Annotated in this window: 13 protein-coding genes and 1 tRNA gene; 10 read left to right on the forward strand and 4 right to left on the reverse strand. The window is 72.1% G+C overall.

Going from position 1 to position 12,861, the window contains the following annotated elements:
* Nucleotides 1–88 precede the first annotated feature (88 nt).
* From MicB006_RS20770 to MicB006_RS20790, 5 genes are all read left to right on the forward strand, one after another.
* Nucleotides 89–925, forward strand: a complete 837-nt coding sequence (locus tag MicB006_RS20770; protein ID WP_073828684.1) for a DUF3105 domain-containing protein — start codon at nt 89–91, stop codon at nt 923–925.
* Between the two features lie 13 nt (nt 926–938).
* Complete coding sequence (locus MicB006_RS20775; RefSeq protein WP_116508337.1) at nt 939–1,613, forward strand: DUF305 domain-containing protein; 675 nt, start codon at nt 939–941, stop codon at nt 1,611–1,613.
* Nucleotides 1,614–2,450: 837 nt separating this feature from the next.
* Nucleotides 2,451–3,146: a winged helix-turn-helix domain-containing protein gene (locus MicB006_RS20780; RefSeq protein ID WP_073828686.1), complete on the forward strand. Its 696-nt coding sequence runs from the start codon at nt 2,451–2,453 to the stop codon at nt 3,144–3,146.
* Nucleotides 3,147–3,221: 75 nt separating this feature from the next.
* Nucleotides 3,222–3,296, forward strand: a tRNA-Arg gene (locus MicB006_RS20785).
* A gap of 160 nt (nt 3,297–3,456) precedes the next feature.
* Complete coding sequence (locus tag MicB006_RS20790; RefSeq protein WP_225980435.1) at nt 3,457–5,469, forward strand: helix-turn-helix transcriptional regulator; 2,013 nt, start codon at nt 3,457–3,459, stop codon at nt 5,467–5,469.
* A 44-nt stretch (nt 5,470–5,513) separates the two neighbouring features.
* Here MicB006_RS20790 and MicB006_RS20795 read toward each other — a convergent pair whose 3' ends face one another.
* A complete protein-coding gene (locus tag MicB006_RS20795; RefSeq protein ID WP_116511663.1) occupies nt 5,514–6,614 on the reverse strand; it encodes a cupin domain-containing protein in 1,101 nt (366 codons plus the stop codon).
* 34 nt (nt 6,615–6,648) lie between these two features.
* Nucleotides 6,649–6,993, reverse strand: a complete 345-nt coding sequence (locus MicB006_RS20800; protein ID WP_225980436.1) for a hypothetical protein — start codon at nt 6,991–6,993, stop codon at nt 6,649–6,651.
* An 88-nt stretch (nt 6,994–7,081) separates the two neighbouring features.
* On the opposite strand from MicB006_RS20800, the gene MicB006_RS20805 reads away from it, so the two are divergent.
* The gene (locus tag MicB006_RS20805) at nt 7,082–7,813 is read left to right on the forward strand and encodes a DUF1275 family protein (RefSeq protein ID WP_116508339.1); all 732 of its coding nucleotides are present in this window, start codon (nt 7,082–7,084) and stop codon (nt 7,811–7,813) included.
* Between the two features lie 12 nt (nt 7,814–7,825).
* Here the strand turns inward: MicB006_RS20805 and ligD are convergent, their stop codons facing one another.
* The gene (gene ligD, locus MicB006_RS20810) at nt 7,826–8,785 is read right to left on the reverse strand and encodes a non-homologous end-joining DNA ligase (RefSeq protein ID WP_116508340.1); all 960 of its coding nucleotides are present in this window, start codon (nt 8,783–8,785) and stop codon (nt 7,826–7,828) included.
* An 89-nt stretch (nt 8,786–8,874) separates the two neighbouring features.
* Between ligD and MicB006_RS20815 the strand changes: the two genes are divergently transcribed.
* Nucleotides 8,875–9,276, forward strand: coding sequence for a helix-turn-helix domain-containing protein (locus MicB006_RS20815; protein WP_116508342.1), 402 nt, complete (start codon nt 8,875–8,877; stop codon nt 9,274–9,276).
* A 1-nt stretch (nt 9,277) separates the two neighbouring features.
* Here the strand turns inward: MicB006_RS20815 and MicB006_RS20820 are convergent, their stop codons facing one another.
* A complete protein-coding gene (locus MicB006_RS20820) occupies nt 9,278–9,709 on the reverse strand; it encodes an NAD(P)/FAD-dependent oxidoreductase (protein ID WP_225980437.1) in 432 nt (143 codons plus the stop codon).
* Between MicB006_RS20820 and MicB006_RS32410 the strand changes: the two genes are divergently transcribed.
* From MicB006_RS32410 to MicB006_RS20835, 3 genes are all read left to right on the forward strand, one after another.
* A complete protein-coding gene (locus tag MicB006_RS32410; protein WP_225980873.1) occupies nt 9,618–10,010 on the forward strand; it encodes a hypothetical protein in 393 nt (130 codons plus the stop codon). The two genes, MicB006_RS20820 and MicB006_RS32410, sit on opposite strands and share 92 nt — an antisense overlap.
* A gap of 92 nt (nt 10,011–10,102) precedes the next feature.
* Entirely contained in the window at nt 10,103–10,648 is a 546-nt protein-coding gene (locus MicB006_RS20830) for a TetR/AcrR family transcriptional regulator (protein ID WP_073829320.1), read from the forward strand.
* A 27-nt stretch (nt 10,649–10,675) separates the two neighbouring features.
* A complete protein-coding gene (locus MicB006_RS20835; protein WP_116508348.1) occupies nt 10,676–12,856 on the forward strand; it encodes an MMPL family transporter in 2,181 nt (726 codons plus the stop codon).
* Nucleotides 12,857–12,861: the final 5 nt, after the last annotated feature.

The raw sequence follows: 12,861 nt of genomic DNA on the forward strand, positions 1-12,861 counted from the left end.
ATCGGGGGTAGACTCGGGCACCGCGGCGGCGACCCAGCATGTGAACCGGCCCCGCGGTCCCCCTGACCGACCGACCTGACGAGGCACGATGAGCATCAGCACCCCGGGCGGCCCGGAGCGCCGTCCCACCGTGGTCAGCACCGGCAAGAAGCCGGCCGCCGGCCGGCCTGCGGCTGCCGACAAGCCCGCCGCGAAGGCCGGCGCGGGCAAGGCCGGGGGTGGCAAGGGCACGCCACGGCCCGGTGCCGGCGGCAAGGGCCGCAAGCCGATCGCCCCGGTGAAGGTCAGCCAGGGTCGCTCGTGGGGCCCGATCGCCCTCTTCGTCGCGGTCGGCGTGCTGGCCGTGGGCATCGTCGGCGTCGGCGCCTGGGCGGTCTACCAGGGCGGTCAGCCGTGGGAGAAGCGGGCCCAGGCGATCGACGGCATCGTGGACTACCGCGAGAAGGACAAGGACCTGGTCAAGGGCGGCAACCACCAGCCCGGCGCGATCAAGTACGACGTCCTCCCGCCGGTCGGCGGCCCGCACAACCAGGCCTGGCAGAACTGCATGGGTGACGTCTACGACGCCCCGATCGCCAACGAGCACGCGGTGCACAGCATGGAGCACGGCACGGTCTGGATCACCTACCGCCCGGACCTGCCCGCCGACCAGGTGGAGAAGCTCAAGAGCAAGGTGCAGGGCAAGGAGAAGCTAATGCTCAGCCCGTTCGAGGGGCTGGACAAGCCGATCTCGCTGCAGGCCTGGGGCTACCAGCTCAAGGTCGACAACGCCGACGACGGCCGCATCGACGACTTCATCAAGACGCTGCGGGTGAACGCCTCGATCGAGGGCCCGAACGCGCTCTGCGACCAGGGCATCACGGCCACCGGCACCACGCCGCGCGACAACCTGCAGAACACCATGCCCCAGCAGCCCACCCAGTAAGGACGACACCGCGATGACCGCTCCGGCGACCACCGACAGCGAGCTGGACGAGGCTCCGGCCGCCGACCAGGGCGGCCGGGGCGCGATGCGCCGCTACGGCCTGCCGGCGGTGGTCGCCGCCCTCGTGGTCGGGCTGCTCCTCGGGTACGCCGGCGGTCTGCTCACCCCGACGCTGACCCGGCCCGGTGAGAACTCGGCCGAGGCCGGGTTCGCCCGGGACATGACCGCCCACCACAACCAGGCCGTGGCCATGGGCCTGCTGGCGTTCAACCAGGGCCAGGACCCAGAGGTACGCCAGGTCGGCGTCGACATCGCCACCGGCCAGCAGGGCGAGATCGGCACCATGCAGACCTGGCTGCGGTCCTGGAAGCTGGACCCGACCGGCGAGCAGGCGCCGATGGCGTGGATGTCGGACGGCGGCGGGCTGATCAAGGACGGCCTGATGCCGGGCATGGCGACGCCGGAGGAGATGGCGAAGCTGCGGTCCGCGAGCGGCCGCGAGTTCGACGTGCTCTTCCTCCAGATGATGATCCGCCACCACATCGGCGGGGTGCACATGATCGACGGCATCCTCGACCAGGGGCGCGACGACGACGTGCTGGCGGTCGCGCAGGTCATGAAGAACACCCAGCAGAACGACCTGACCAACCTGAGCGCGGCGCTGAAGCGCCTGGGCGGCACCCCGTAACACCACCCGCCACCCCGGCACGATCCCCGAGGCCCGGTCCCCTTCCCAGGGGCACCGGGCCTCACCCGTCCCCGCCCGCCCGCTCCGGCGATCTTGCACTTGCTGCCCCGCTTTGAGAGGGCCGCACGTGCAAGATCGCGGGAGGATGGGTGAAGACGGACCGAGGTCGGCCCGACAGGGAATCCTCGCCGCCTCGCGCGTCCGCGCTTCCGGCTGGGCGCTTGATCGACACCAGCTCGGGGAAGTGGCCGTATCCCCGCCCTTGATCCGCTCCAGCTCGGGGAGGTGGCGGCATCCCCACCCTTGATCGACACCAGTTCGGGAAGGTGGCGAGGTCGAGGTGGGCGGGATGCAGCCACTTCGGCGAAGTGGAGTCGATCAAGAACCGTTCGGACAGGCGGGCCGATCGAGGTAGGACGGGGAGGCCGCGTCGAGGGCGGGTGATGGCCGAGGGCCAGCCCGACAGGGCATCCACGCCCGCCTCGCGCGTTCGCGCCTCCGGTTCGGCGCTTGATCGACAGCTGTTCGGGGAGGTGGCGGCATCCCCGCTCTTGATCCACTCCAGATCGGGGAGGTGGCGGGGTCAGGGTGGGCGGGATGCAACCACTTCGGCGAAGTGGAGTCAATCAAGGGTGGGCTCGTGGCCCGGGGTGATGTGTTCGAGGCATGCGGGCCGGTCGAGGTGGGACGGAGAGGCCACGTCGAAGGTTGGGGCGCGGGGTGATGTACTGGTTTGGGGGTTTGTAACGGTTTGGGGTTAACGGGTTATTGTGGGGGTTGGAGAGTTTTCTACCCACATATCGTGACCAGTTGCGATTCGGGCTCGTTGCCCAAGACGTGGGGGTTGCACTCAGAGACGCAGGGCGGTCGGTGACCAGCTGGTGCCGACGCCACACCATCGGCGGTGACGGAGCGGTGGCAGCCGTCCGTCGCGGACTGCGGCAGGGCGAGCCGGGAACGCTCAGCCGCGAACAGGAACTCGAACTCATCGACGTGCTCCGGGGCGTCCACCCCGACGAGTTCGGCCTCGACGAGGAGCTCTGGACACGGCAGAGCCTGACCGCCCTCATCGAGCGCCGGTTCGGGCTGACGATGGACGCCGGCACCGTCGGGGCGTACCTGCGGGCCTGGGGGCTCGGGCCGCGCGAGCCGCGCGAGCGGGCCTGCGGCCTGTGCGTCAGCGCGGTCGAGCGCTGGGTACGCAGCGAGTACCCGGCGATCACGCGGGCGGCCCAGGAGCACGCCGCCGAGGTCTACTGGATCGGCCGGGTACGCCTGCGCGGCACCATGCCCGCTGCCGACGTGGTCTCGGCGGTCTCCTCGCGGGGACGGGTGCGGTTCATGGTCACCACGCCGTCGGTGGACCCGCCGCTGCCCCGGGACTTCGTGCTGCGGCTCAGCGGCGCCGAGGAACGCACCGTGCACCTGATCGTGGACGGCTCGTGGCCGCGCAACGAGTGGCCCCGCCGGCTGCCCCGGCGCGTCGTGCTGCACCCGCTGCCGAGCTGCGGTCGCGCCGTCGCCGCCGCCTGATCCGACGAAGATCGACTCGCGGGATACCGATTCGGTGATCCGGGAGGGGGTTTGCTACTCTTCTCGGGTCGCTGAGCCCCCGTAGCTCAGGGGATAGAGCACCGCCCTCCGGAGGCGGGAGCGCAGGTTCGAATCCTGCCGGGGGCACCAGATCGGATCACCGCAAGGCCCTTGACCAGCCCGGTCGAGGGCCTTCGTCGTCTCCGGGGTGTGTTGAGCAGTTGTCCCCGAATTCGGGAATGTACAGGTCACAAGCTGGCTAACCTCGCGGTGAACGGGTCGAACCCCAGCACCTGCGAAGGCGAGCCAGTTGCCCGAGACTCCGTTGACCAACCGCCCCAAGATGCACACGGGCGTTCCCTCCTCCCTGACCACCGCGCAACGGTGGGTCCTGCGCGGCACCGCCGTCGCCGACGCCCCCTGCGGGCTGTGGTTCCTCGAAGCGGTGGCCGGCCGTACCGGCACCACGCCGGACGAGCCGATCGACGCGACGGTGGAGGAGCTGATCTCGCGCGGCTTCCTCGTCGACGCCGCCGCCGGGCTGCGGCTGGCCTCGATCGCGCTGCGCGACGACGTACTGCGGGACACCCCGCCCTCGGTACGTCAGGCGCTGCGCGAGGCGGCGGCCGAGGTGCTCGCCGACGCCGGGCGCCCGGCCCAGGCCGCCCGGCAGCTCCTGCGGGTCCTGCCGGCGGTGAGCCGGTCCGCCCGGGCGCTGGCCGCGCGGCTGGCGGTCGACCCGGCGGTCGGTCCCAGCCTCGCCGCGGATCTGCTGCTGGCCGCCCCCGCGCCCGGAGCGGCGGAGGAGCGCCTGACCTGGCTGGTCGACGTCGCCGACAACCTCTATCTGGCCGGCCGGGTGGACGAGACGCTGCGCATGCTGCACCGGGAGGTCGCCGCCGACCGGTACGGGCCACGTCAGCGGGCGATGCTGCTCGGGCGGCTCGGCGCCTACTACGCGACCCAGCGCCCCTCGCTGTCCCTGACGTACCTCGGGCGGGCGCTGAACCAGGAGCTGGACGTCGCGGGGCGGAGCTGGACGCTCACCATGCTGGCGTCGCTGGCGGCCCGGTTCGGGCACCCCGACGCCGCCGAGCTGGTGGCGGCGGCGGAGCGGGCGCACGAGCGCAGCCCCTCCCCCGGCGACGCCATCCGGCTGGCCCTGGCGAACGCGGCCCGGGCCACCGCCACCGGCGACCTGCACCGCGCCGCGCGGATCCTGCGGGAGGTGGACGCGGGCGAGCCGGCCGCCCGTACCCAGGCGATCTTCCTGCGCGTCGACCGGGTGGCGAACCAGATCGCGCTCGGCCGGCACGTCGACGCGGCGACCGCGCTGGACAGCGTCGCCGCGGAGATCGACACGCTCGGGGCGGTGGCGCAGCCGCTGGTGACGGCGCTGGACTGCGTCCTGCGGCTGACCACCGGCGAACTGGCCGAGGCGGAGGCCCGGGCCCGCCTCGCCCTGACCGGACGCGGTGCGGCCCTGCCGGCGCAGGCCCGGGCGGACCTGCTCGCCACTGTCGTGGAGGTGCTGCTGCGCCGCGGTGAGGTGGCCGCGGCCCGGGAGCTGCTGGCGCGGGAACGCCCCGCGGTGGGCTGGCCCGACGACATGCAGTGGTTCCGGCTCGGCTGCGCCGCCGCCGGCGACCCGGACCCGGGCCGGCACGCCGCGCTCCTGGGCGCCGCCTTCGCCGTGCCGGACCGCTCGATGGCGCCGGTGCTGCTGGTACCGCACCACGGTCCGCGACTGGTCCGCGCGGCGCTGGCGCTCGGCGACCGGCGCCGCGCCGAGACTCTCGCCGATCACCTGAAGCGAGCCGCCGGCATGGCGAACAACGCGCTCTGGCGTGGGGTGGCGCACCAGGTCGACGGGCTGCTGACCGGCGATCCGGTGGCGCTGCGCGCGGCGGTGCGGCTGCTCCGCACCACCTCCGCCCGGCCAGCCCTGGCCGACGCGCTGCACGACCTGGCGCGGTCGCCCGGGCTGCCGCCGGCGGAGGCGCCCGGCCTGCTCGCCGAGGCCGCCGCGATGTACACCCGGATGGGCGCCGCGGGCGGCGGGGACGGGACGCGGGACCAGGACGGCACGGCCGCGACCACAGCGGGCGACGACGCCGGCCGCCCGGCCGTGGCCGCGCTGACCCCCGCCGAGCTACGGGTGGCCGAGCTGCTCGCGATCGGCATGACGAAGCAGGAGGCGGCCCGGCACCTGTTCGTCTCGTTCCACACCGTCGACACCCACCTGCGCTCGATCTACGCCAAGCTCGGCGTCCACAACCGGGTGGAGCTGGCGCTGGTCTGGGAGTCCCGGGACAACGGCTGAGCGCGGACGCCACCGGGTCGTGGCGTCCGCGCCCAGCCGCGTTCTCAGTGCCGCTGCAGCGGGCTCTTCGTCTTCGGAAGCGCCTCGATCAGCTCGCGTGGCACGTTGATCGTGTCCGCGACCACCTCCGGCGGGACGTTCGCCAGCCACTGGGCGAGCGACACGTCCTCGAACTTCGCGGTCCGGAACAGCTCCAGGTAGACGAAGGGCTTGTCGCCGATGTTCTCGATGTAGTGGCCCATCGAGATCGGCACGTAGCCCACGTCACCGGTCTCCATGTTGAAGGTGCGCGCGGTGCCGTGGTTGGCGAAGACGCCCATGCGTCCCTTGCCCGAGATCACGTACTGCATCTCCGCGCCGTTCGGGTGCCAGTGCAGTTCCCGCATCGCGCCGGGCTCGATCTCCACCATGGCGACGGTGGTGGTGATCGCCGCGGCGAAGTTGCTCGAGTCGGCGATCCGTACGCTGCCGCCCTCGAACTTCTCCGGCGTCTGGGCGAGCAGGCTGTGCTTGAACGTTCGGGGCACGTCGCCGGTGGGGCTGAAGACCCGGTCCTCGGCCAGCGGCGGCGGACTCTGGCCCGGGAAGATGTACCGCTCGGACTCGGCCGGGAAGTTGGCCATCTGCTGCATCGTCCAGCCGAAGTTCTTGGCGATGACCTCCCTCGGCACGTGCGAGAAGAAGTCGGTCACCTGGAACGTCGCGTCCTCGGAGTAGCAGCCGTCGTCGAAGACGAGCAGGAACTCCACGCCCTCGTCGTGCGCCTGGATGTGGTGCGGGATGCCGGCCGGGAAGTACCAGAGGTCACCCGCCTTGACGTCCTCCAGGAAGTTGCGGCCCTCCTGGTCCACGGCGGCGATCCGGCAGCTGCCGGTGAGGACGAATGCCCACTCGGACTGGATGTGCCAGTGCAGTTCCCGGTACGCGCCGGGGTTGAGCTTCATGTTCACGATCGCCAGGTCGTGGGCGATCGGCAGGAGACGGTTGGTGACCTCCCGGGTCCAGCCGCCGCTCTCCTGGCGGGTGTGCGACAGCGAGAACGGAAACACCAGGTTGGGCATGAGCCCGTTGTCGGTCGACGGCGGATTCACCAGGTCCGGATGTGACTTGTCGATCGCCGGATTGCGCGGGACCGTTCCGACCATCTGGTGGTCCTTGGGCGATCCCATTCCGCGGCCGTCAGTGGAACTGGGCATGACGAATTTCCTTCCGGGTGTGGGCTGCCTCGTCGGCGGCCCGGGACGGGACGAACAACGCCCGCAGGTACTCCGGGCTCTGAAAGGCCACCGCGAGCGGAATCGCGACACAGAGGAACAGCGACGCCGCAATGCTCCAGACCGGAGCATCCGTGGCGACTCCGGCGACGGCCAGCGTCGCGATCGAATAGAACGTGACGCGGAGTCTGGCGACGGGGAGCACGAACATGCGCTCGGCCTCCTTCGGCTTCGAGTCTTGCCGTCGAGACGCAATTGCGATGCTGCCGAACCGGATACGAATGGTGAATAACGCGATCGCGCTATTCACCGGAAACGACAGGAAACACTTTTCCCGGCACTTCCGCGCATCGCGCGCACCAGCGGTTTCACGGGCTCAGCCAGGGGTAGGGAGGGCGATGTCCAACAAAGCTGAGGATCGCTGGCGGGTGGGGGAATACGACTTCCACGTACCGTTGCTGGCGCTTGCGCTCGCCACCGGCCTCGCCGGTGTGGTCGACGCATTCTCATTCCTCAAGTACAAGGTCTTCGTGGGTATTCAGACCGGCAACGTGGCGTTCGTCGGAATGGGTGCCGCCGATCACTTTCCGCCCTGGCCGGCCGCGGTGGCGTCACTTGTCGCGTTCGGCCTCGGCGGCCTGCTCGGCGCCGGGATCCGCCGCCTGCGCCCGGCCGGCCCGCTCACTCCGCCGGGCATGGAACTGCTCGCCATGCTGGCGCTGCTGGTGCTCTGGGGGGTGGTGGACCGGTCCCTCGACTCGGGTCGCGACTCGCTGACCGAGCGCACCGTCCTGACCGCGCTGCTGGCGTTCCCGGTCGGCATCCTCGGCGGGCTCGTCGTCCGCACGTTCGGCGTGCAGACCGCCACGTCGTACCAGACCGGAACCGTGCTGCGCACGACGAAGGGCATCGCCGACTGGGTGTTCGAGCCGGAGGGCCGGGCCGCGGCCGGGCGGCTCGCCGCGACCGGGCTGCTCTGCCTGGTCAGCTATGCGATCGGCGGGTTCGTGGGCGCGGCCACCGAGACCCGCCCGATCTGGACCATGATCGTTGCCTGGGGCCTGGCCGTCGTGCTCATCGCGTCCACCTGGGGCAAGCACCCGCCGGCGACGGTGACCCGGCGGCGCTGACGCGGGCCGGGCTCACCCGGCCTCGCGCCGGGCCTTGGCGCGCCGCTTGCCCTCGTGCATCGCCTGCACCCGGGCCACCGGGATGGTCCGCCCCTGCTCGGCCAGATCCGCCGGCAGCCGCTGCGGCGCGGGCAGCGCCTCCGCCCAGGGATCCCGGTCGCCCAGCAGCGCGGGCACGCTCCGCACGGTGAAGTCGGCCGGGCTCGCGCTCTCCAGGTCGGTCCAGCCCACCGGGTACGACACCGGGGCGCCGGGCCGGATCCGAGGGCTGTAGGCGGCCACCACTGTCGCCCCGTACGCCCGGGTGGAGTCGACGAAGACGCGGCCGCCGCGGTCGGCGACGATGAACGCGGTGGTCGCGGCTGCCGGGTCGAGCTGTTCGGTACGGACGGCGAGCGCCCGGGTCGCGGCGGCGGCCTCCTCCGCCGTGGTGGCCGGGTCGACCGGCACGATCACGTGCAGCCCCTTCGCCCCGCTCGTCTTCACCGCGCCGGCCAGCCCGGCGTCGGCGAGCGCCTGCCGGACCAGCAGCGCGACCCGCACGGCGGCCGGGAACGAGTCCCCCTCCGGCGGGTCCAGGTCGAGCACCAGGTGGGTCGGGTGCTCGGGCTGCCCGGCACGGCCGAGCGTCGGGTGGTACTCGACCGCCCGCTGGTTGGCGAACCAGAGCAGCGTCCGCCGGTCGTCGCAGAGGGCGTACGAGATCCGCCGGTGCGACGCCTCGGCCCACACCTCGGTGCGGTGGACCCACTCGGGCGTGTACTTCGGCAGGTTCTTCTGCATGAACGGCTCCTGGCCGGGCCGCACGCGCAGCACCGACAGCGGCCGGTCCCGCAGTTCCGGCAGGATCCGGTCGCGCATGGCGTCGAGGTAGTCGACCAGGTCGCGTTTGGTCGCGCCGGCGCCGTCGAACAGCGGCTGGTCGAGGTTGGTCAGCGACACTCCGGCCCGGGTCTCGTCGGCTGCGCCCATCGGACCACCTTCCCGGGCCGGGCCCGGCTCGGCAACCCCGACATGGTGCCGGGCGCGCTTCGGCGGCCGGCACCTGCGACGATCAGGGCGTGGGCGAGGAAGAGGCGAACCTGTGCGAGTCCGGCCCGGCGGAGCAGGCGAGCGCCTGCACGGTGCGGGAGGCGCTGGACCGGGTGGGCGGGAAGTGGGCCATCGGCATCCTGATCGCCGCCTCGTCCGGTCCGGTCCGCTTCACCGAGCTGGAGCGCCGGGTGGAGGGGATCAGCCGCCGGATGCTCACGCTGACGCTGCGCAACCTGGAGCGGGACGGGCTGCTGCACCGGCACGTCCACCCCTGCGTACCGCCGAAGGTCGAGTACACGGCCACCCCGATGGCCCGCGAGCTGCACGACTCTCTGGTGGCGCTGACCAGTTGGGCCGAGCGGCACCGGGAGGCGATCAGCGCGGCCCGGGCCGAGTACGACAGCAGGCACGGCCACCCACCGGCCTGACTCAGTCCCGTACCCGCGTCGCCCAGTCGATGTGGTGGTCGAACAGCCAGGCCTGGGCGGCGCCGCCGTCGCGCGCCAGGTAGCGGGCGGCGAGCGGCATGCCCAGGTCCCGGACCAGCCGTCCGACCGGGCCGGCGACCTTCGTGGTGCTGGTCCGCCGCCCCTGCGCGACGACCCGCTCCACCCGGTCGCGACGCAGCCGCTCGTAGGCCCGGAACGCGGCCGGCACGTCCGGCAGGTCGCGCAGGCAGCGGGCGAGCTGAACGGCGTCCTCGAAGGCCATCGCCGCGCCCTGCCCGGAGGACGGGGCGGCGGTGTGCGCCGCGTCGCCGATCACGATCATGCGGTCGCGGTGCCAGACCGGCATCGTGTACGCGCTCACGCCGGCCGGCCGCCACACGCTCGACGGGTGGCTCGCCGACGCGCTCGCCACCCCCGCCCGGGAGTTCCCGGAGTTCCCCGCCGCGCTGTCGTTCCTGCCGATCCTGCCGCCCGAGGAGGCGGCCCGGCGGCTCGACCAGCGGGCCGCCGCCATCGAGGCACGGTTGCGCGAGCGTGAGGCGGCACTGGCCGGGGTACGACTGCCCCGGCTCTTCCTGATCGAGGACGAATACCAGCTCACGGCGCTCCGCGCCGAACTGGACTGGGTACGCGGGCTCGTCGCCGACCTGCGCTCCGGCACGCTCACCTGGTCGGGCGAGTGGCTCGCGGACTGGACCAGCGCATCGTCCTGATCCTGCGGAAACGGGCCTTTGTGGCGAACACCACGCCCCTGATCTGACCGATCGGTCAGCACCTGACCGATCGGTCAGGCATGCTGGAGGACATGGCGCGCCCGACCCCGGCCACCCACGACGAGCTGCTCACCGCGGCGGCTCGCCGGTTCGCCGTCACCGGCTACAAGGGCACCTCACTCCAGGACATCGCCCGCGAGGTCGGCTGCTCCAAAGCCACAGTGCTCTACCACTTCGCCAGCAAGGACGCGCTGCTCGGCGAGCTGATGGCACCGGCCATCGCGGTGCTGGAGGAACTCGACGCCCGGATCGCCGAGCACACCGGCGCGGACGCCCAGCGCGTCGCGGCGGACGGCTTCGTCGACCTGGCGGTCCGCTTCCGCCGCGAGATCGCGCTGCTGCGGGGCGAGTTCTCCGACCTGCTCCAGCAGCCCACGTTCATGCACATCCAGCAGATCTCCGAACGGCTCGTCGCGGCGTTCGCCGGCTTCTCCGACCGGCCCGAGGCCCGCGTCGCGGCGCTCGTCGTGCTCGCCGGCATCGCCGAGACCTGCGGCGAATTCCTGGACATCCCGGACGAACAGCTCCGTCCCGCGCTGCTCGCCGTGGCGTACCGCGCGCTCGAAGTCTCCAACTGATCCGAACCCCGAGGACAAGGAAGGTCCATGGCGACCCTGCTGTACCGGCTCGGCCGGGCATCTCTGCGCCGACGGCGACTCGTCGCCGTCATCTGGCTCGTCGTACTCGTCGGCCTCGGCCTGGCCGCGGCCACGCTGCGCGGCCCGACGGCGAGCAACTTCACCATGCCCGGCACCGAGTCGCAGAAGGCGATCGACCTGCTCGCCGACCGCTTCCCGGCCGCCAGCGGCGCCACCGGCACGATCGCGATCAAGGCGCCACAGGACGGCGCCCTCACCACGCCCGCCGGTCAGGCGGTGGTCAAGCAGGTCACCGAGCAGGCGGCCACGCTGCCCGGCGTGGTCGGCGCGGTCGACCCGTACCAGGCGCAGGCGCTCACCCCGGACGGCCGGTACGCGCTGATCCAGGTGCAGTTCGCCGGCGGTGCCGACGAGGTCACCGACGAACAGCGCGACGCGTACGAGAAGGTCGGTGAGCAGGCCGAGGCGCAGGGCTGGCAGATCGCCCCCGGCGGCGAGGTGCTCAACGGTGAGCCGGAGGTCGGCTCGACCGAGGCGATCGGCGTGCTGGTCGCGGCGATCGTCCTGGTCATCACGTTCGGCTCGCTCGTGGCGGCCGGCATGACCATGCTGAACGCGCTGATCGGCGTGGGCGTCGGCATGGCCGGCCTGTACGCGCTCAGCGGCGCGATCGAGCTGACCAGCACCGCGCCGATCCTGGCGCTCATGCTCGGCCTCGCGGTCGGCATCGACTACTCGCTGTTCATCACCTCGCGGCACCGGCAGAACCTGCTCGACGGGCACTCCCCCGAGGAGGCGGTCGGCCGGGCGGTCGGCACCGCCGGCTCGGCGGTGGTCTTCGCCGGCGCCACGGTGGTGGTGGCGCTCGCCGGCCTGGCCGTGGTCGGCATCCCGTTCCTCACCGTGATGGGCCTGGCCGCGGCCGGCACCGTGACGGTGGCCGTGCTGGTGGCGATCACGCTGGCCCCGGCGCTGCTCGGCTTCGCCGGCAACAAGGTGCTGCCGCGCAAGCTGCGTGACCGCAAGGCGGTCGAGGACCCGGCCACCGGCTCGGAGGACCGCTCCGGCTTCGGCTTCCGCTGGGCGAACTGGGTCACCAGGTTCCGCATCCCGGTCATCCTGGTCGGGCTGCTCGGGCTCGGCCTGCTCGCGATCCCGGCCCAGGACATGCGCCTGGCGCTGCCGGACGCCTCCGCCGCCGCCGAGGGCACCCCGGCCCGGGTCAGCAGCGACCTGATCCGGGAGGGCTTCGGTCCCGGCTTCACCGGCCGGCTCGCGGTCGTCGTGACCGCCGACTCGCCGCAGGACACCCAGGCCGCTTTGCCGCAGGTCACCGCGCTGATCCAGAAGACCGACGGGGTGCTCGCGGTGGCCCCGCCGCAGGTCGACCCGTCGGGGCGTACCGCGCTGCTCGGCGTGATCCCGGAGACCGGGCCGACCGACGAGGCCACCGAGACGGTCGTGCACGACATCCGCAAGCAGGTCGCCGGCATCCAGAACGCCGACGTGCTGCTCACCGGCGTCACAGCGGTCGGCATCGACGTGTCCGAGAAGCTCTCCGACGCGCTGCCGGTCTACCTGCTGCTGGTGGTGGGCCTGTCGATCCTGCTGCTGATGCTGGTGTTCCGGTCGATCCTGGTGCCGATCAAGGCGGCGCTGGGCTTCCTGCTCACCGTGGCGGCCACGTTCGGCATCACCGTCGCGGTGTTCCAGCAGGGCCACCTGGCCGACCTGGTCGGCCTGGACACCCCGGCCCCGCTGGTCAGCTTCCTGCCCATCCTGCTGATCGGCATCCTGTTCGGCCTGGCCATGGACTACGAGGTCTTCCTGGTCTCCCGGATGCGCGAGGACTTCGTGCACGGCGACACCGCGCAGCAGGCCACCATCAACGGCATGGGACACGGCGCCCGGGTGGTCACCGCCGCCGCGCTCATCATGATCTCGGTGTTCGGCGGCTTCGTCTTCCTGGAGGACCCGATCATCAAGTCGATGGGCTTCGCGCTCGCGATCGGTGTCGCCATCGACGCGTTCGTGGTCCGGATGACCATCGTGCCGGCGGTCATGTCGCTGCTGAACAACGCGGCCTGGTGGCTGCCGCGCTGGCTCAACAAGATCCTGCCGAACGTGGACGTCGAGGGTGAGGGCCTGCGCGCCCACCTCGCCGACAAGCAGCACGCCGAGGTGTGAGCCGT

Source organism: Micromonospora sp. B006, assembly GCF_003408515.1.
Lineage (GTDB): Bacteria > Actinomycetota > Actinomycetes > Mycobacteriales > Micromonosporaceae > Micromonospora > Micromonospora echinospora_A.

Bases quoted from the DNA above. Each gene is read 5' to 3' on its own strand.
- MicB006_RS20770 (WP_073828684.1), top strand. From the start codon at position 89: ATGAGCATCAGCACCCCGGGCGGCCCGGAGCGCCGTCCCACCGTGGTC.
- MicB006_RS20775 (WP_116508337.1), top strand. From the start codon at position 939: ATGACCGCTCCGGCGACCACCGACAGCGAGCTGGACGAGGCTCCGGCC.
- MicB006_RS20795 (WP_116511663.1), bottom strand. From the start codon at position 6,614: ATGGTCGGAACGGTCCCGCGCAATCCGGCGATCGACAAGTCACATCCG.
- MicB006_RS20805 (WP_116508339.1), top strand. From the start codon at position 7,082: ATGTCCAACAAAGCTGAGGATCGCTGGCGGGTGGGGGAATACGACTTC.
- ligD (WP_116508340.1), bottom strand. From the start codon at position 8,785: ATGGGCGCAGCCGACGAGACCCGGGCCGGAGTGTCGCTGACCAACCTC.
- MicB006_RS32410 (WP_225980873.1), top strand. From the start codon at position 9,618: ATGCGGTCGCGGTGCCAGACCGGCATCGTGTACGCGCTCACGCCGGCC.
- MicB006_RS20830 (WP_073829320.1), top strand. From the start codon at position 10,103: ATGGCGCGCCCGACCCCGGCCACCCACGACGAGCTGCTCACCGCGGCG.
- MicB006_RS20835 (WP_116508348.1), top strand. From the start codon at position 10,676: ATGGCGACCCTGCTGTACCGGCTCGGCCGGGCATCTCTGCGCCGACGG.